The organism is Curtobacterium sp. MWU13-2055, assembly GCF_023242305.1.
GTDB lineage: Bacteria > Actinomycetota > Actinomycetes > Actinomycetales > Microbacteriaceae > Curtobacterium.
This window is the reverse complement of sequence record NZ_JALLIO010000003.1, coordinates 161,874-178,131: the sequence shown is the minus strand read 5'-3', so window position 1 is coordinate 178,131 and position 16,258 is coordinate 161,874. Positions and strand designations below refer to the sequence as shown.

Genomic DNA, 16,258 nt, shown 5'->3' with positions numbered 1-16,258 from the left:
TCCTTCGCTGGTGCGGTCAGCGGCGGGGTCTGCGTCGCGCGGTGCCGAGCGGCCGCGCGGTCTCCGCGTGCCGACGCTTCCGTCGCCCGCGGCGCAGTTCGACCGGCAGGCCGACGGCCACGAGGGCGAGGCCGACCGCTCCGACCGTGCTCGCGCTCCGCACCTGTCGCTCCAGGGCGGCGCGAGCACCATCTCCTGCGAGCGCGACCGTCCAGTGGTGGTCAGGATCGTAGAGCACCTCGATGCGGCGCCCACGCTCGTAGAAGTCGGGATCGCGCGTGGAGTACCGGCGCAGCGAAGCCGTGAACACGTCGCCGTCGACGGTCTGCTCGGTCACCGGCCAGTACTCGTCCCAGGACCCTCCCCGGTACCCGCTGTGGTGCTCGTGCCTGACCTCGACGACGACCGCTTGCGCCGTTCGGCCGCGCTGCTGGAGGTCGGTGTTCTGCCGGAGCCGCTGGTACCGGGATGACGTTCCTCCGTCGCTACGCTCCCGGTTGCAACAGTGGCTTTTGGTATTCACAATTCGTACATCACCGTTGACATTCTGCAACATCCGGTTCTACGCTTCCCGGACACCCATCCGGGTGAACTGAATGAGCAAGGAGATACCAATGACGGATTTGCTTCTCGAGGCGCCGGTACGGGCGTCAGTCACGGCAGAACTGATGCGTGACCGCGTCGTGCAGCGCGTGGCATCCAGTTCCAACCCTGTCCTCGTCATCGTCGTTGCGGCAGCGATCGTGCTCGGTCTCGGTTTCATCGCGTACTTGACCGCGGTCTGCATCGGCAACGGCTACCGCGGGTTCGGCGGCGTCGTCAACGTCAACTGGAACGGCGCGATCAACGCGACCGTCAAGTTCTACTGCACGAGGTAAGTCATGCCGAAGCCGGAGCTCGCGCTGTGTGCGCGTTCGTGCACGAAGCAGTACGCCGGCGACGTCGGGATCTCCGGGGTCGACCTCCAGGTCGACCCCGGAGAGCTCGCCGCGCTTCTCGGACCGAACGGAAGCGGGAAATCCACGTTCATCCACGGGCTGGTCGGGTTGCACGGCTTCGATGCGGGAACGGTCACCATCGCCGGTCATCCCCACGAGAGCGTGCATGCAAAACAGTGCCTCGGCTTCGTCCCCGACGAGCTGCCCATCCCGCTGTCCCTGACCGGGAACGAGTTCCTCCGCCACACGGCCCGTCTCCGACTAGGCACCCCGTCGGAGCTCGGGGTGGAGATGGTTGACGCGCTCGGCCTCGAACCCCACTTGTACAAGTTCATCGCAGACATGTCTCACGGGACGAAGAAGAAGCTGCAGCTCGTCGCCGCGGCAGCGCATGCGCCCGCCCTGCTGATCATGGATGAGCCCTTCCGTGGACTCGACCCTCATGCCGTCAGGACGATCCGAGCGATCGTCGACGCCCTTCGTTCCACCGGCACCGCTGTGCTCGTTGCGACCCACGACATCCTCGCCGCCGAACACTGGTTCGACCGCGTGGTCATCCTGCACGAGGGCACCCGCATCGCAGACGGGCCGCCGCAGGACATCATCGCCCGCGGCGGAGCCCGCGACCTCGAGGACTTCTTCCTCTCTGCAACACGGATGTCCGTACAAGATCGCAGCCCCGACCGCTTCCGTTCCGTCATCGTCTCCGAAAGGAATCGCACAGAATGACTGTCCTCAGGACCGTTCTCGCCGTCGTGGGCGCCGCGATCAGCGCCGCGGTCATCATCCTGCTCAGCGCCATGGTCGCCACCATGCTCGCGGTGAGCACCGGCGCATTCGTCACTGTCCCGGGCATGGTGGAAGCAACCGCGGGCTCAGGCGCGGATCTCGCTACGACGCAGCTGCGATCGGGTGCACCGATCTGGCTCATCGGGATCACGATCGTCCTGGCTACCGCGATCCTGTTGCTGCAGCATCGACACGACCGGAACAGCCGCCACACAAAGCCCTCCGGGTCGTGATCCGGGACGCTGTCCAGGTCGCTCAGCTGATCGGAGGGATCTGGTTTGGAGACCTGTCCCGGAGCGTCACCGGGTCCCGGCCTCGCTCACGAGTGTTGCTCGTGGTCGTCGGCGTCATGGTGGTCACGTGGGTGGCGTTCGCCATCGCCACCGCCCGCGGGGGCATCGTCGGAATCCCCCCACGTGTTCAGCTGCAGCTCCTCGGAGAGCTCATCAGCGGTACCTCGATGGCCGCCGGATGCGCCGCGAGCATGTTGCTCGTGCTCACCCCGTCCGGCAAGGAACTCGACGCGATGCTGTGCTCGCTTCCGATCCGACGCGGGAGCTCGCTACTGGGTCGTACCGCACCACCGATGTTGGTGGCCGCCGTCGCAGCGCCGATCGTCATGGCGCCTGTCTTGGCCTCCAGCGTGCGGTTGGTCGGACCCGACGTTCTCGGATCGATCGTCGCGGGCACTGCATGTGGCTCCCTCGCCGGCGCCGCCGTCGTCACCGTCCTCATCCGCGCGCTCGAGATCGCGATGAACCGCACCGGGCTCCCGCAACCCGTCATCACCAGCATCGCTGCGGGCACTGCGCTCGGCACTGCAGCGCTCGCCTACGCCAGCTTCTCCCGAAGCGAGTGGATCAGCTCCCTTCCTGGTCGTCTCAACGGCCAAGCGTGGTCAGCAGTTGCCCTCGCCACGATTGTGTTCGCTGCGGCTGCCACCACCCTCGTGCTCGTCGTCCGCTACAGTCCCGCCGAACCCACAGCGACGCTGGTGCGGTGGCTCCGGAGCAGTCGGTCCGCCGGCTCGGTCTCGATCGACCTCCTGCAGACCAGTCGGAATCCGCTGCTGGTCTCGACCCTGACGCTGATGGGGATCGCGGCTACTGCCGCAGCTCTCGTCACCCCGTCGGAGTCTCCTGCGTGGCCCTCGGTGATGTTGGTCCTGGTCGTCACCGTGCCCGCATCGACCACCCTCATCGCGTACGGAACGAACCGGCGAACGCTCTGGATCCGGTCGGCGATCCGCACGCCTGTCCAGAGCCGCTACGGCGGCGTCAAACTCCTCGTCTGCACGCTGCTCAGCGCGACCGCGCTCGGCGTCGTCGCTCTCTTCGGTACCGTGCTGGGACACGCCGCGACTACCCCGTGGGGATTCGCGCTCCCTGCAGCACTCGTCGCAACCACGGCGAGCTTGCTCGCCGGAGTGCACTTCCCCGCTGACCTCGAGATGCCCGGCGCCCCCGTCGTGGCGTTCCTGGAAGCCGCCGCCCTCACCGCAGTACCGTGCTTCGTCGCGACGAAGTTGCCGGAGCCAGCACCGACGCTAGTCATGGTGGGTTCGGCGCTCCTCTACGCTGCCCTCGTCCCGGCCTCGATCAGCACACGGCGACGACGAAGCATCACCGCATGAGCCAGATCCGCTTGATCATCCACCCGCACGTCCACGTCAACCGTTCAGGCCAGAACTTCACCATCTCCGACCAAGCGACGGTCACCCACACCGTGCATTCCGTCGTCCCATGGCCGCCTCTGCCCTGTGGATACCCCGCCGACGTCACCGCGTACTTGCTCGCGAACGGACTCGCACGTGCACCACTGCGGACCCGCCGGCACGTCATCGATGCGCTCGAGGACGCCACCCCGACGGAGCGCCGGGTCATCCACCGCTGGGGTGGAAGTCGGCGCTTCTCAGCTCCCCTGGGCCGCATCACCGTCGTTCCCGCCACGTTGCAGGCGATCACCCACGGCTGGGGGGTCGCGGCCGCCGTGATCAGCACCGTCCTGACGATCACCTTGATCAGCATCGGGGCCGATGTCGCCCTGATCGCCGACATCGCCTTGGCGCCGTTCCTCCTGCTCGTCGTCCTCGCCGCGCACGAAGCCGCCCACTGGCTCACTGCACGAAGTCGCCTCGGCCCGTCAGCGGGAGCTCTGCTGATCAGCTGGCGGACGTGCGCGCTCGTCTACGGATCGACCACTCCGCGCAACAAGCGCATCATCGCCATTGCAGGTCCCGCGGCCGGGTGCGCCGCTGCCCTCCTCTGCGCCCTACTCGCCCTCGGCCCCGCGACAACGGCGACGGCAGTGATCCTCCTCATGATCAACGTCCTTGGAATCACCCCTCTCACCGCAGATGGGCGCGATGCGCTCACGCCGTGCGACTCTCGTAGCGATCCAAGCGCCGACCCTGCCGGAAGTGGCTCCTGAATGTTCCATCCCGGCGGTGACGGCCGTGGCGGGGGCGCGGCAGGACACCCCGAGCGGCCCCGGCCAGTGAAGCGGCGACACCACGTGGGCGGGCGGGCGGGGTCCGGTTGCCCGGTCGACCGCTGATCGCGGCTTGACCCCCAGCCCACCGACCTGCCCCGACCGACCGGCAGGCCCTACGATCGACCCGACAGAGGGGGAGCACCATGACCGAACTCGCCGACTGGGAGACCGAGGGCGCCAAGGCCCGACCGGCGTCGCCGGACGAGCGGAACCGGGTACCAGCACCGGCCGCGCTCCGCGCCACGACCTGGATCGGCGTGCTGTTGCTCGTCGCTGCGGCGTTCGTGTTCGTGGGCGCGTCGTACCTCGGCCTGCGCGAGGACGAGACCGAGGCGCATGCCCTCGCCCGACTCGTGATCGTCGTCGTCATCGGGTGCGCCGTCGCCGTGGTCGGCACGGTCGCACTGCTGCTCCGGCTCGTCGCGGGAGCACTCGCCCGACGGTGACCGGGTCAGCGCAGCTCGCGCCCGCTGCCCCACACCCGCTGCACCTCGAGCGCCGGGGACAGCGCCACGAGGTCGGCCGCGTACCCCGGCGCGAGCCGTCCCAGTCGGTCGCCGAGCCCCAGCGCCGCGGCCGGCACACTCGTCAGCGCCGCCACGGCCTCGGGCAGGGTCCGCCCCGCCAGTCCGACGGCGTTCCGCAACGCCACGTCCTGCGTCAACGTCGACCCCGCGATGGTGTCGGTCCCGGCGACGTGCGCGACCCCGTCGGTCACGGTGACGTCGAGCGACCCCAGTCGGTACGAACCGTCGGCAGCGCCCGCAGCACCCATGGCGTCGGTGATGAGCGCCACCCGGCCCGGGGCAGCGCGGAACAGGGTGTCCGAGACGACCGGGTGCACGTGCACGGCGTCCAGGATGAGCTCGAGCGTCACCCGGTCGTCGGCCACCGCAGCACCGATCGGCCCCGGGGCGCGGTGGTGCAGCCCCGGCATCGCGTTGAACGCGTGGGTCAGCAGCGTCGCACCGGCGTCGAACGCGGCACGGGCCTGGTCGTAGGTGCCGACGGTGTGGCCGACGGCGACGGTGACCCCGGCGGCGACGAACCGGCGGACGGCGTCGAGCGCGCCCGGCAGTTCCGGCGCGATGGTGACCTGGCGGATGACGCCCTCGCCGGCCTCGAGCAGTGCGTCGACCGCTGCGGGGGACGGGTCGATGAGGAACGACTCGTTGTGGGCGCCCTTGTTGTGCGGGGACAGGAACGGCCCCTCCAGGTGCACGCCGAGCACGAGTGGGTCGGTCGCCATCACGGAACGGATCCGCGCGAGCGAGTCCGCGAGCGCAGGGATAGGGTTCGCGACGAGGGACAGGACCGACCGGGTCGTGCCGTGCGCCCGGTGGACGGCCAGCGACTCGGCGAAGGAGTCGTCCTCGTACGACTCGGTCGCACCGCCGTGCCCGTGCAGGTCGGTGAACCCGGGCGTCAGGACCGCGTCGCCCAGGTCGACGACCTGGTCCGCCGCGGGGGCTTCGGGGCCGGAGCCGACCGCGTGCACCACGTCACCGGCGAGCAGGACCCAGCCGTCCGCCGTGGACCCGGCCGCGTCGACGACGCGGGATGCGCGCACCAGGGTGCGCTGGGCCTCCCGGCCGGCCTGGAGGCCCGTGGCGGTCATGCGGTCTCCCTGCGGAACGCGATCACGCCGCTCAGGGCGGCGATCACGATGAAGACGAAGCCCACGACCGGGTGGCCGATGGAGATCCAGGTCGCGCCCGCGGCGATGACCAACGCGACCTCGACGATCGTCTTGCCGACGATGTCGGTCTCGATCGGCGACGCCGGCGAGCGGAAGAAGTACCAGACGACGGCCGCGAACAGCGGGGCGCCGACCATGAACAGGTAGCCGGGCAGGGGGAGCTGCCACGACCAGTAGCCCCAGAACGCCAGGGAGAGCAGGCCGAACGTGCAGACCAGGACGCGGAGCACGCGCCAGACGTCGAACGGCCGTCGCTGCCTGCCGGCGGGTGCCGGGCCGGGGACTGCTTCCCAGTCGACGGGGGACTGCGGGGCGTTCGTCATGGTGCTGCCTACTTGAAGATGATGGTGCGGGCGCCGTCGAGCAGGACGCGGTCCTCGGCGATCCAGCGCACTGCCTGGGTGAGGGTGCGGGACTCTTCGTCCTGGCCGATGGAGACCAGCTCGGCGGGGTCCTTCGTGTGGTCCACGCGCACGACGTTCTGCTCGATGATCGGGCCCTCGTCGAGGTCGCTCGTGACGAAGTGGGCCGTCGCACCGATGAGCTTCACGCCGCGGGCGTGCGCCTGGCGGTAGGGGTTCGCGCCCTTGAAGCCGGGCAGGAACGAGTGGTGGATGTTGACCGCACGGCCCTCGAGCGCCGCGCAGAGCTCCGGCGACAGGATCTGCATGTAGCGGGCGAGCACGACGAGTTCGATGTCGTGCTCCTCGACCGCTTCGAGGACACGGCGCTCCATGGCCGCCTTGCTGTCCGCGTCGGTGACCGGACGGTGCTCGAACGGCACCGAGTAGAACGACGCGAGCTCGGACAGGTCCGGGTGGTTGGACAGCACGAGCGGGACCTCGATCGGCAGCTGCCCACCGCGCTGGCGGTAGAGCAGGTCGTTGAGGCAGTGGCCGGCCTTCGACACGAGGACGAGGCTGCGCAGCGGGCGACCGACGACGTCGAGCTGGACGCGGGCGTCGTACCGGGCGGCGACGGGGGCGAGGGCTGCCTCGAAGGTCGCACGGTCCACCGGAGCCATGACCTGCAGGCGCATGAAGAACGTGTTCGTGTCGACGCTCGAGAACTGCTGCGACTCGGTGATGTTGCCGTTGGCGGCGACGACCGCTCCGGAGACGGCGTGCACGATCCCGGGCTGGTCGTCGCAGACGAGCGTCAGGGTCCAGTGCGTGGGGGTCGGGTCGGTCACCGGATCAGGGTACCGGGCGCGGCGAGCGCGGTGCTTCGTGCGCAGAAATGGTCGAGTGCCGTCACGCGACCCGACCATTTCTGCTCACGAAGCGGGCGCGGCGGCGGTGCGGAGGCGGCGGTCGGCCAGGGTCAGGACCGTCAGGAGCACCGCGACCCCGAGGATCACCCACGCCAGCACGTGCAGGTCCGGTGTGGTCGGGGCCTGGCCGAACACGCCACCGATGAGCGACGAGGCCCCGATCGCCCCGATGTACACCGCCGTGCGGGACAGCCCGGCCGCGGTGCCGATGTACGACGCGGGCACGAGCCGGTACAGCGCCGCCTGGTTCGACACCGACGCCAGGGCCTGCGGGACGCCGAACAGCGCCGGCGCCAGCGCGAGCAGCACGACCGGCGACCCGGTGTGCAGGAAGAGCAGGAGCGCCCCGCCGACGATCGGCACGACGGCCGCGACGATCAGGGGTCCGCGCACGGCGGTCTTCCGGGCGACGACGAACGACGCGATCCCGGCCACGATCGCGGCCGGCAGCTGGATGTACCCGGCGACGTCGCTCGAGTACCCGGCGACGTCCTGCACCCACTGCGAGAACCCGTAGGTCATCGTGTACGCGAGCAGGTAGGTCAGGAACAGCCGCACGTAGGTGCGGGACAGCGCCCCGTTCCGAGCGAGCATCCGGACGTCCACGAACGGTCGGACCGCGCGCAGCTCCCACAGCACGAGGGCGACGAGCAGCACGATCGCCACCGCGAGCAGCCACCACAGGCCGGCGGACAGGTCGAGCAGGAAGACGAGCAGCGCCGAGACGGTGCCCGTCATGAGCAGCATGCCGAACGGGTCGAGCGCCTGCAGGACGGGCAGGGCCTCGTCGTCACGCGGACGGAGCCGGTCGGACGGCAGCCACATCGACGCCACGACGATGCCGAACGCCGCCAGGGGCACGTTCACCAGGAAGATCGCGTGCCAGCCGAACGCGGCGATCAGCGCGCCGCCGAGCGGAGGCCCGGCCGCCGCGGACACGAGCGAGGTGATGGACAGCGCTCCGAGCACGAGCGGCGGGGTCGGCTTCCCGATCCGTGCCGAGTGCTGTCGGAGGGTGGTGAGTGCTGCCGGGTACGCCGACGAGGTGCCGATGCCGATGAGCACGCGGGCGAACACCGCGCCGCCGAAGCCGGTCAGGAACTCGGGCACGACCCCGGCGACACCGACGATCACGAGCCCGGTCAGGAACACCTTCTTCGGGCCAAAGCGGTCGGCGAGCTTGCCCATCGTCGGCTGCGCGATCGCACTCGCCAGGTACAGGGCGGCGACGAGCCAGATCGCCTGCGCCGCACCGATCCCCAGGTCGCGGGAGATCGGCGTGAGCGCGACGGACACCATCGTGGTGTTGATCGGGTTGAGCAGCGGCCCGACGAGCACCGGGATGAGGAGCTTCGGGCCGAAGCCACTGCCGGTGCTGCCCGGCGCGACGACGGGGGTGGGAGTGGTCGAGGTGGACGTGGGAGTGCTTCTTCCGGGGTCAGCGTTCGGTGAGCGGGGCGAGGATCGCGATCGCTCGGGCGACGGTGTCGCGGTCGGCGTCGGGCAGCGCGGCGAGCCGGTCGGTCAGGACGCGGGTGCGGGTGGTCCAGGCGTCCTCGCGGGCACGGGCGCCCTGGTCGGTCGCGCGGACGAGCGCACGGCGGCGGTCGGCGGGGTCAGGACGTCGTTCGACGAGGCCGAGGTCCTCGAGCGCCTGGACGGTCGCGCCCATCGACTGCGGTCGGACGCCCTCGGCGCGGGCGAGCTCGGCGACCGTGCTCTCGCCGTGCCGCAGCAGGCGGCCGAGCGCGGCGGTCTGGGACGCCGTGACCTCGTCGGCCTTGCCGGTCAGCAGCGTGCGACGGATCCGGCCGTACAGCGTCAGCAGGTCACCGGCGAGCGCGGTCGGATCGGGTGATTCCATACCGGCACGGTACTACTTCGACAGCACAACTTGCAAGGCTGCCTTGCGAGTTCGAGGCTCGCCGCTCCGGATCGGCTCAGCGCTCGAACACGATGCGGCGCCTCGTCACCACGAAGCCGGCCCGCTCGAACGCCCGGCGCATCGGGGTGTTCGCCGCGTCCGTCGTGCCGACCACCTTCGGCTCCCCGGCCTCGGCGTGCACGCGCAGCCCCTCGGTGAGCAGGCCGTCGACCACACCGCGCCCACGGTGCTGCGGCAGCACGCCGATGAAGCTGATCGCCGCGTCGTACGCCGTCCGCGTCGCCAGGACGAACCCGACCACCAGGCCGTCGGGGTCGAGCGCGACCCGCCAGCCGTCACGCGACCCCGGCAGCGAGCGGTAGAACTCGAGGTCGTCGGCGGCGGCGCCCCGCGGGCCGAGTTCGTCCACCGACGCCACGGTGTGGGCGTCGAGGCTCCCCACCGCGACGCGGGCGAACAGGTCCACGAACTCGTCGTCGTCACCGGACCGGAAGCGCAGCGAGGACGGCATCGGCACTCCGTGGTCCGGCGTCCACGCCACACTCACCCGCTCCGTCGAACGTCCGAGCCCCGCAGCCCGGGCGGCCGCCGTGCGCCACGACACCGCGGCGACGGCCTCGGGGTCGTCGTGCCAGTCCACCGCGACGTCGACGATCCACTCCGGTCGCGCCCCGAACGCAGCGGTCCCCGCCGTGATCAACCCGGCGGCGATCGCCACCTGCTCGTCCTCGGGCACGTCCGGAGCCACCAGCAGGTCGTCGAGGGTCGACGGCACCTCGGCGTCCGCGCCACCCCACCAGAGCGCCCGTGCCACCGGACGGCCGTCGCGCTCGGCCAGCCACGACCACCCCGGGCGGTAGTTGTCCGTGCCGGACTCGGCGCGGTACCGGTCCGGACCGATCCACGCGACCGGTTCCGACGTCGAGAACGCGAGCAGGGCCTCCCGGTCGTCCTCGGTGGTCGCGCGGAAGGTGACCGTCACCGCGGGTCGGTCATCGTCGTGATCAGGTGCTCCTGCACGTAGCCGAGCCAGTCGTAGACGTCGCGCAGGCCGACGCCCGCGTCGGCCTCGACCGAACGCTCCTCGTCGTCGGCGTCGACGATCCCGAGGCGGTCGGCGATCGTCAGCCGCAGGTCGGTAAGCGTGCGGAGCCAGGCCTGCTCGTCCTCCGGGTCGAGGGCGCCGTCGCGGGTCCCCGTCAGCCACTCGTGCACGGTCGTCGCGTTCGAGGTCTTCTGCGCCAGCAGGTCGGACTGCGTGTACTTGCGGAACTCCGCGCTGGCGTCGTCGTCGTCCGGGTAGGCGTCCGGGAACATCCGAGTCGCCACCGGGTCCGCCGTCAGGTCGCCGTCGAGCACCTGGCGCAGCTGCTCGGTCAGGGACGTGAGCAACCCGCGCTCGCCGGAGGACATGCCGAGGTGGACGCCGTCGGCCCGGCGGACGAAGGGGATCACGCTTCGGGGGCCTTGTCGACGGTCGCCTGCAGGCCGTAGCCGTGCATCGACTGGACGTGGGCCTCCATCGCCTCGCGCGGACCCGTCGCCACGATGGCCCGACCCTCGGTGTCCACCTGGTGCATGAGCCGTTCCGCCTGCGCACGACCGAAGCCGAAGTGCCGCTGGAAGACGTACGTGACGTACGACATCAGGTTCACCGGGTCGTCCCACACGACGGTGACCCACGGGGTGTCCGCGCGCGCACTGGTGCGTTCGTCCGGGGTGGTCCGTTCGTCCACGTCGGGCGAGGTCAGCGTCATGCATCCAGGGTGACACAGGGCGGGCGGCTCGGTACGATCGTCACGTCGCGACTGGCGTTGGATGGGTCACCATCGGGGAGCGACACCTGACACGGTGCGCGGCCGTACGCCTGGGCTGCACCGACCGATCGTCCGTGCGCGACCCACCGGTCGTCGCCAACCCACGTAGGAGAACCGTGTCCATCACCGATCTGCCCGCCGTCGACGGCTCCGTCGACACCGACCGCGCAGCCTTCAACGCCCCGCTCACCGAGGTCGACCCCGAGATCGCCGCCGTCCTGCAGCAGGAGCTCGGCCGTCAGCGCGACACCCTCGAGATGATCGCGTCCGAGAACTTCGTGCCGCGCGCCGTGCTCGAGTCCCAGGGCTCCGTCCTCACCAACAAGTACGCCGAGGGCTACCCCGGCAAGCGCTACTACGGCGGCTGCGAGTACGTCGACGTCGCCGAGCAGCTCGCCATCGACCGTGCCAAGGCGCTCTTCGGTGCTGCCTACGCCAACGTCCAGCCGCACTCGGGCGCCACGGCCAACGCCGCGGTCCTGCACGCCATCGCCAGCGCCGGCGACACGATCCTCGGCCTCGAGCTCGCGCACGGCGGTCACCTGACCCACGGCATGAAGCTCAACTTCTCCGGCCGCATCTACAACGCCGTCGCGTACGGCGTCGACCCCGAGACGTTCGAGGTCGACTACGACGACATCCGCGCCAAGGCCATCGAGCACCAGCCGAAGGTCCTCATCGCCGGCTGGTCCGCCTACCCGCGCCAGCTCGACTTCGCGAAGTTCCGCGAGATCGCGGACGAGGTCGGCGCCAAGCTCTGGGTCGACATGGCGCACTTCGCCGGCCTCGTCGCCGCCGGTCTGCACCCGTCCCCGGTCCCGCACGCCCACGTCGTCTCGTCGACCGTGCACAAGACCCTCGGCGGCCCCCGCTCGGGCATCATCCTGTCCAACGACGAGACCCTGTTCAAGAAGCTGAACTCCGCGGTCTTCCCGGGCCAGCAGGGCGGCCCGCTCATGCACGTGATCGCCGCCAAGGCCACCGCGTTCCTGCTCGCCGGCACCCCCGAGTTCAAGGCCCGCCAGGAGCGCACCATCCGCGGTGCCCGCTTGCTCGCGGATCGGCTCACGCAGCCGGACGCCCGCGCGGCCGGCGTCGACGTCCTCACCGGCGGTACCGACGTGCACCTGGTGCTGGTCGACCTGCGCACCTCCGAGGTCGACGGCAAGCAGGCCGAAGACCTGCTGCACGAGGTCGGCATCACCGTGAACCGCAACTCCGTGCCGTTCGACCCGCGTCCTCCGATGGTCACCTCGGGTGTCCGCATCGGCACGTCGGCGCTCGCCACGCGTGGCTTCGGCGACGCCGAGTTCACCGAGGTCGCGGACATCATCGCGCTGACCCTCATGCCGAACCCGGACATCGCAGCGCTCTCGGCCCGGGTGAAGACCCTGACCGACGCGTTCCCCCTCTACGCGTGAGCGACGCCCTGAGCCCCCTGCCCGTCGAGCGATGGGCGGGGGAGGGCACTGCCGTCCGCATCGACGGCACCGCCCTCGCTGCCCGGACGCTCGACGAACTGCGGGTCCGCATCGATCGGTTGCACGAGCACGGCATCCGTCCGGGGCTCGGCACGATCCTGGTCGGGGAGAACCCCGGTTCCCTGTCCTACGTCGCGGGCAAGCACCGCGACTCGGCGCAGATCGGGCTCGACTCGCACCGCATCGACCTGCCTGCGACGGCATCCGCCGCGGACATCCGAGCCGCGATCCTGCAGATGAACGACGACCCCCGGGTCACCGCGTTCATCCTGCAGCTGCCGCTGCCGGAGGGCATCGACCCGACGCCGATGCTCGAGCTGATGGACCCGTCGAAGGACGCCGACGGCCTGCACCCGACGAACCTCGGTGAGCTCGTGCTCGCCGTGCCCGGTGGTGCCGGCACGATCGACGCGCCCCTGCCCTGCACCCCGCGGGGCATCGTCGCGATGCTCGAGGCGTACGACATCCCGATCCGGGGCGCGCACGTCACGATCATCGGGCAGGGCCTGACGGTCGGCCGGCCGCTCGGTCTGCTGCTCACCCGCCTCGAGGCCACCGCCACCCTGACCCACTCCCTGACGGCGGACGTCGCCGCGGAGTGCCGTCGCGCCGACATCGTCATCGCGGCGGCCGGGGTCGCCGGGCTCGTCAAGCCGGACTGGATCCAGCCCGGTGCGGCCGTGATCGACGTCGGCATCACCCGCGTGGTGAACGACGAGACCGGGAAGGCAAAGCTGCACGGCGACGTCGACCCCGCCGTCGCGTCCGTCGCTGGGTTCATGTCGCCGGTGCCCGGCGGCGTCGGCCCGATGACCCGCGCGATGCTCATGAAGAACGTGGTCGAGGCGGCGGAGCGCCACCTGAAGTAGGTGCGGCGGTCGGCTCACGAGGCGCGCGTTGGCATCGTGAGCAGAAATGGTCGGGTCCCGTCGTGGGACTCGACCATTTCTGCTCACCAGATGCGGCCGGGAGGCGCGGCTCGCCCCCGCCCCGCGCGTTCGGGGGACGGGTGCGGAGCCGCCCCCAGTGCTACGGTCACCGCATGGGGGAGAACGTCCAGACCGCGCCCGTGATGGCGGCCACCGGCAGGAAGCTGCGTCCGCGTGCGTGGGGACTCGTACTCGTCGGGACCGTCGCACTGGTGCTGTCCCCGAACCTGGTGCTCTGGAGCACGTCGACGGGCTACGGCGGGGTCGACGCCGACGACAACTGGATCGACAACGGCGGCAAGGTCCTCGAGACCGCGCCCATCACGGTGCAGGTCGAAGCGCACGTCGCACCGGCCGCACTCGCACTGTTGCTGCTCGTGGTCGTCGTCGGGATCGTCCTGCCGCCGACGCTCGCGCGCTACGGGCACCGCACCCTCGGCGACATCGTGCGGTACTCCGCGTACCTGGCGGTCCCGGTGTGCATCGTCGTCGGCGTGCTGGTCTACACGGTGTGGCAGGGCCACGTCGTGATGGACCAGCTCCAGCACGAGGTGCTGCACCCGCACGGGTTCCCGTGGGGCGGCGTCACCGTCACCACGGGTCACATGACCCACTGACGTCCGAGTCTCGCGCTGGATTGCGCCGAAGTTTCGCGGTCAGCGACACCTCACGGGCCGTGCGCCGCGTGACGTGTCGGTGAGCGCGAAACTCCGCCGGTCAGGCTCAGTCGCGGCGGGCGCCCTGCGCGGCGTGCACCGTGAAGACGTTCGGCTCGCGGTACCCGGCGGCTGCGAAGGCGGCGGTGACGGCCTCGGTGATCGCGCCACGGGCCTCCCGGTCGACCAGCGCGATCGCCGCACCACCGAACCCACCACCGGTCATCCGCGCACCGACGGCGCCGTGCTCGACGGCGGTCGCGACGGCCAGGTCGAGCTCCGGCACGGAGATCTCGAAGTCGTCGCGCATCGACTCGTGCGACGCGACGAGCAGCGAGCCGATCGCCCGCGGGCCCTGTTCGCGCAGCGTCCGGACGGTGTCGAGGACTCGTTGGTCCTCGGTCACGACGTGGCGCACGCGGCGGAAGGTCTCGTCGTCGAGCAGCTCCTGCGCACGGGGCAGGTCATCGACGCTCAGGTCACGCAGGGCCTCGACACCGAGCACCTGCGCACCCTTCTCGCACGAGGCCCGACGAGCTGCGTACCCACCGGTGGCGTGGGCGTGCTCGACCCGGGTGTCGATGACCAGGACCTCGAGCCCGTTGGCCTCGAGCGCCAGGTCGACCACGGCGGTGTCGAGCGTGCGGCAGTCCAGGAACACGACGGCGTCCTGCTCGCCGAGCAGTGACGCGGACTGGTCCATGATGCCCGTCGGTGCGCCGACGGCGTGGTTCTCGGAGTACTGCCCCACGCGGGCGAGGGTCTTGCGGTCGAGCCCGAGCTCCCACAGGTCGTTGAAGGCGAGCGCGACGCCGCACTCGATCGCGGCGCTGGACGACAGGCCGGCCCCGACGGGGACGTCGGACTCGATGAAGACGTCGAACCCGGTCTTGTCCGATAGGTCTGCGCCGGCCTGCTCGCGGAGTGCCCAGGCGATGCCGAAGACGTACGCCGACCAGCCGGTCATGTTCGACGGGTCGAGGTCGTCGAGCGACAGTTCGAGCACCGTGTCGGCGTCGAACGCGGACGAGACGCGCAGCACACGGTCCGGCCGCGGGGCGATCGACGCGGTGGTGCGCCGGTCGATCGCGAACGGCAGGACGTACCCGTCGTTGTAGTCGGTGTGCTCACCGATCAGGTTGACCCGGCCGGGGGCGGAGTACCGCACCGCCGGCTCGTACCCGTAGACCTGCTGGAACGTCATGCTCGCTCGATTCCCTGTCGGATGAACTCGGCTGCCTTCTCGGGCACGAGGTCCCCGATCCAGGCACCCATGGCGGCTTCACTGCCGGCCAGGAACTTCAACTTGTCCGCCGCCCGACGTGGCGACGTGATCTGCAGCATGAGCCGCACGGTGTCCCGCCCGACGTGCACCGGCGCCTGGTGCCACGCGGCGATGTACGGGGTCGGGTCGCCGTAGAGCTCGTCGATGCCCCGCGTCAGGCGCAGGTGCATGTGGGCCAGTTCGTCCTTCTCGGCTTCGGTCAGGCCGGCGAAGTCGGGGACGTGGCGGTGCGGCAGCATGTGGATCTCGATGGGCCAGCGTGCGGCGAACGGCACGAAGGCCGTGAAGTGCTCGCCCTGCAGGACGACCCGGTCCGAGGCCCGCTCGTTCGCCAGGTGCTGTTCGAACAGGTCCGGCCCGAAGCGCTCGATGGAGTCGAGCAGACGCTGCGTGCGGGGCGTGACGTACGGGTACGAGTAGATCTGCCCGTGCGGGTGGTGCAGCGTGACGCCGATCGCTTCGCCGCGGTTCTCGAACGGGAACACCTGCTGGATGCCGGGCATGGCGGAGAGCGCGGCGGTGCGGTCCGCCCAGGCCTCGACCACGGTGCGGGCACGCGACTCGGAGATCGACGCGAAGGACCCCTCGGTCGCGGGCGAGAAGCACACGACCTCGCACCGGCCGACGCTGCGGAGCTGCCGGTTCAGGCCGACGTCGGACAAGGACTGGAGCGAGGACGGAGCGTCATCGGCCTCGAGCAGCGGACCGAACGACGGTGACCGGTTCTCGAACACGGCGACGTCGTAGGTGCTCGGGATCTCGGACGGGTTCTGCGGTGTCTGCGGCGCGAGCGGGTCCTGGTCGGCCGGCGGCAGGAACGCACGGTTCTGCCGGCTCGCGGCGATGGAGACCCACTCGCCGGTCAGGACGTCCTGGCGCATCCGCGCGGTCTCGGGCCGAGGGTCGAGCGCACGCTCGTCGATGGCACGCTCAGCGGGCAGGGTGCTGTCCGCATCGTCGAAGTAGAACAGGTCGCGGCCGTCCGCGAGCTTCGTCACGCGCTTGGTGATCAC

20 protein-coding genes and 1 riboswitch are annotated in these 16,258 nt (G+C 70.6%); of the genes, 9 read left to right on the top strand and 11 right to left on the bottom strand.

Features of this window, described 5'->3' with window-relative positions; all coding sequences use genetic code 11:
* Nucleotides 1-16 precede the first annotated feature (16 nt).
* A complete protein-coding gene (locus tag M4960_RS08505; protein WP_248704019.1) occupies nucleotides 17-337 on the bottom strand; it encodes a hypothetical protein in 321 nt (106 codons plus the stop codon).
* Nucleotides 338-614: 277 nt separating this feature from the next.
* On the opposite strand from M4960_RS08505, the gene M4960_RS08500 reads away from it, so the two are divergent.
* The 6 genes from M4960_RS08500 to M4960_RS08475 all read left to right on the top strand — a co-directional run bounded on the left by M4960_RS08500 (nucleotide 615) and on the right by M4960_RS08475 (nucleotide 4,666).
* Complete coding sequence (locus M4960_RS08500) at nucleotides 615-878, top strand: hypothetical protein (protein ID WP_248704018.1); 264 nt, start codon at nucleotides 615-617, stop codon at nucleotides 876-878.
* A 3-nt stretch (nucleotides 879-881) separates the two neighbouring features.
* Nucleotides 882-1,667 (top strand): ABC transporter ATP-binding protein, encoded by a 786-nt coding sequence (locus M4960_RS08495; protein ID WP_248704017.1) that lies wholly within the window; start codon nucleotides 882-884, stop codon nucleotides 1,665-1,667.
* Between the two features lie 26 nt (nucleotides 1,668-1,693).
* Nucleotides 1,694-1,960, top strand: a complete 267-nt coding sequence (locus M4960_RS08490; RefSeq protein WP_248704016.1) for a hypothetical protein — start codon at nucleotides 1,694-1,696, stop codon at nucleotides 1,958-1,960.
* 101 nt (nucleotides 1,961-2,061) lie between these two features.
* On the top strand, nucleotides 2,062-3,360 hold the full coding sequence (locus M4960_RS08485; protein ID WP_248704015.1) for a hypothetical protein: 1,299 nt from the start codon (nucleotides 2,062-2,064) through the stop codon (nucleotides 3,358-3,360).
* Nucleotides 3,357-4,157 carry a hypothetical protein gene (locus tag M4960_RS08480; RefSeq protein ID WP_248704014.1) on the top strand — a complete coding sequence of 267 codons (801 nt, stop codon included), beginning with the start codon at nucleotides 3,357-3,359 and terminating at the stop codon, nucleotides 4,155-4,157. The genes M4960_RS08485 and M4960_RS08480 overlap by 4 nt, the downstream gene beginning before the upstream one ends.
* Nucleotides 4,158-4,363: 206 nt before the next feature.
* A complete protein-coding gene (locus M4960_RS08475) occupies nucleotides 4,364-4,666 on the top strand; it encodes a hypothetical protein (RefSeq protein WP_248704013.1) in 303 nt (100 codons plus the stop codon).
* Between the two features lie 5 nt (nucleotides 4,667-4,671).
* Here the strand turns inward: M4960_RS08475 and nagA are convergent, their stop codons facing one another.
* From nagA to clpS, 8 genes are all read right to left on the bottom strand, one after another.
* Nucleotides 4,672-5,838: an N-acetylglucosamine-6-phosphate deacetylase gene (gene nagA / locus M4960_RS08470; RefSeq protein ID WP_248704012.1), complete on the bottom strand. Its 1,167-nt coding sequence runs from the start codon at nucleotides 5,836-5,838 to the stop codon at nucleotides 4,672-4,674.
* Nucleotides 5,835-6,242: a YrdB family protein gene (locus M4960_RS08465; RefSeq protein ID WP_123671482.1), complete on the bottom strand. Its 408-nt coding sequence runs from the start codon at nucleotides 6,240-6,242 to the stop codon at nucleotides 5,835-5,837. The genes nagA and M4960_RS08465 overlap by 4 nt, the downstream gene beginning before the upstream one ends.
* Before the next feature lie 8 nt (nucleotides 6,243-6,250).
* Entirely contained in the window at nucleotides 6,251-7,156 is a 906-nt protein-coding gene (gene purU / locus M4960_RS08460; RefSeq protein WP_260096799.1) for a formyltetrahydrofolate deformylase, read from the bottom strand.
* 39 nt (nucleotides 7,157-7,195) lie between these two features.
* On the bottom strand, nucleotides 7,196-8,530 hold the full coding sequence (locus M4960_RS08455) for an MFS transporter (protein ID WP_248704011.1): 1,335 nt from the start codon (nucleotides 8,528-8,530) through the stop codon (nucleotides 7,196-7,198).
* Nucleotides 8,531-8,630: 100 nt separating this feature from the next.
* The gene (locus M4960_RS08450) at nucleotides 8,631-9,056 is read right to left on the bottom strand and encodes a MarR family winged helix-turn-helix transcriptional regulator (RefSeq protein WP_248704010.1); all 426 of its coding nucleotides are present in this window, start codon (nucleotides 9,054-9,056) and stop codon (nucleotides 8,631-8,633) included.
* Between the two features lie 76 nt (nucleotides 9,057-9,132).
* Nucleotides 9,133-10,059 (bottom strand): GNAT family N-acetyltransferase, encoded by a 927-nt coding sequence (locus tag M4960_RS19680; protein WP_248704009.1) that lies wholly within the window; start codon nucleotides 10,057-10,059, stop codon nucleotides 9,133-9,135.
* Nucleotides 10,056-10,532 carry a DUF2017 family protein gene (locus M4960_RS08440; protein ID WP_123340930.1) on the bottom strand — a complete coding sequence of 159 codons (477 nt, stop codon included), beginning with the start codon at nucleotides 10,530-10,532 and terminating at the stop codon, nucleotides 10,056-10,058. Before M4960_RS08440 ends, M4960_RS19680 begins: the two co-directional genes overlap by 4 nt.
* Nucleotides 10,529-10,834 carry an ATP-dependent Clp protease adapter ClpS gene (gene clpS / locus M4960_RS08435; protein ID WP_185003162.1) on the bottom strand — a complete coding sequence of 102 codons (306 nt, stop codon included), beginning with the start codon at nucleotides 10,832-10,834 and terminating at the stop codon, nucleotides 10,529-10,531. The genes M4960_RS08440 and clpS overlap by 4 nt, the downstream gene beginning before the upstream one ends.
* Nucleotides 10,835-10,871: 37 nt before the next feature.
* Nucleotides 10,872-10,957, top strand: a riboswitch (ZMP/ZTP riboswitch).
* 53 nt (nucleotides 10,958-11,010) lie between these two features.
* Between clpS and glyA the strand changes: the two genes are divergently transcribed.
* The 3 genes from glyA (at nucleotide 11,011) to M4960_RS08420 (ending at nucleotide 13,921) form a co-directional block, all read left to right on the top strand.
* The gene (gene glyA, locus M4960_RS08430) at nucleotides 11,011-12,315 is read left to right on the top strand and encodes a serine hydroxymethyltransferase (protein ID WP_333925078.1); all 1,305 of its coding nucleotides are present in this window, start codon (nucleotides 11,011-11,013) and stop codon (nucleotides 12,313-12,315) included.
* Nucleotides 12,312-13,244 (top strand): bifunctional 5,10-methylenetetrahydrofolate dehydrogenase/5,10-methenyltetrahydrofolate cyclohydrolase, encoded by a 933-nt coding sequence (locus M4960_RS08425; protein WP_248704008.1) that lies wholly within the window; start codon nucleotides 12,312-12,314, stop codon nucleotides 13,242-13,244. Before glyA ends, M4960_RS08425 begins: the two co-directional genes overlap by 4 nt.
* A 173-nt stretch (nucleotides 13,245-13,417) precedes the next feature.
* Entirely contained in the window at nucleotides 13,418-13,921 is a 504-nt protein-coding gene (locus M4960_RS08420; RefSeq protein WP_248704007.1) for a hypothetical protein, read from the top strand.
* Between the two features lie 106 nt (nucleotides 13,922-14,027).
* On the opposite strand, the gene galK is transcribed toward M4960_RS08420, so the two are convergent.
* Entirely contained in the window at nucleotides 14,028-15,164 is a 1,137-nt protein-coding gene (gene galK / locus M4960_RS08415) for a galactokinase (RefSeq protein WP_173168872.1), read from the bottom strand.
* The gene (galT, locus tag M4960_RS08410) at nucleotides 15,161-16,258 is read right to left on the bottom strand and encodes a galactose-1-phosphate uridylyltransferase (protein WP_123340927.1); all 1,098 of its coding nucleotides are present in this window, start codon (nucleotides 16,256-16,258) and stop codon (nucleotides 15,161-15,163) included. Before galT ends, galK begins: the two co-directional genes overlap by 4 nt.

What these genes read in the sequence shown, in the direction of transcription:
- M4960_RS08450 (WP_248704010.1), bottom strand. Translation starts at nt 9,056, where the DNA reads ATGGAATCACCCGATCCGACCGCGCTCGCCGGTGACCTGCTGACGCTG.
- M4960_RS08420 (WP_248704007.1), top strand. Translation starts at nt 13,418, where the DNA reads ATGGGGGAGAACGTCCAGACCGCGCCCGTGATGGCGGCCACCGGCAGG.
- nagA (WP_248704012.1), bottom strand. Translation starts at nt 5,838, where the DNA reads ATGACCGCCACGGGCCTCCAGGCCGGCCGGGAGGCCCAGCGCACCCTG.
- M4960_RS08465 (WP_123671482.1), bottom strand. Translation starts at nt 6,242, where the DNA reads ATGACGAACGCCCCGCAGTCCCCCGTCGACTGGGAAGCAGTCCCCGGC.
- galK (WP_173168872.1), bottom strand. Translation starts at nt 15,164, where the DNA reads ATGACGTTCCAGCAGGTCTACGGGTACGAGCCGGCGGTGCGGTACTCC.
- M4960_RS08480 (WP_248704014.1), top strand. Translation starts at nt 3,357, where the DNA reads ATGAGCCAGATCCGCTTGATCATCCACCCGCACGTCCACGTCAACCGT.
- M4960_RS08495 (WP_248704017.1), top strand. Translation starts at nt 882, where the DNA reads ATGCCGAAGCCGGAGCTCGCGCTGTGTGCGCGTTCGTGCACGAAGCAG.
- M4960_RS08500 (WP_248704018.1), top strand. Translation starts at nt 615, where the DNA reads ATGACGGATTTGCTTCTCGAGGCGCCGGTACGGGCGTCAGTCACGGCA.
- clpS (WP_185003162.1), bottom strand. Translation starts at nt 10,834, where the DNA reads ATGACGCTGACCTCGCCCGACGTGGACGAACGGACCACCCCGGACGAA.
- M4960_RS08475 (WP_248704013.1), top strand. Translation starts at nt 4,364, where the DNA reads ATGACCGAACTCGCCGACTGGGAGACCGAGGGCGCCAAGGCCCGACCG.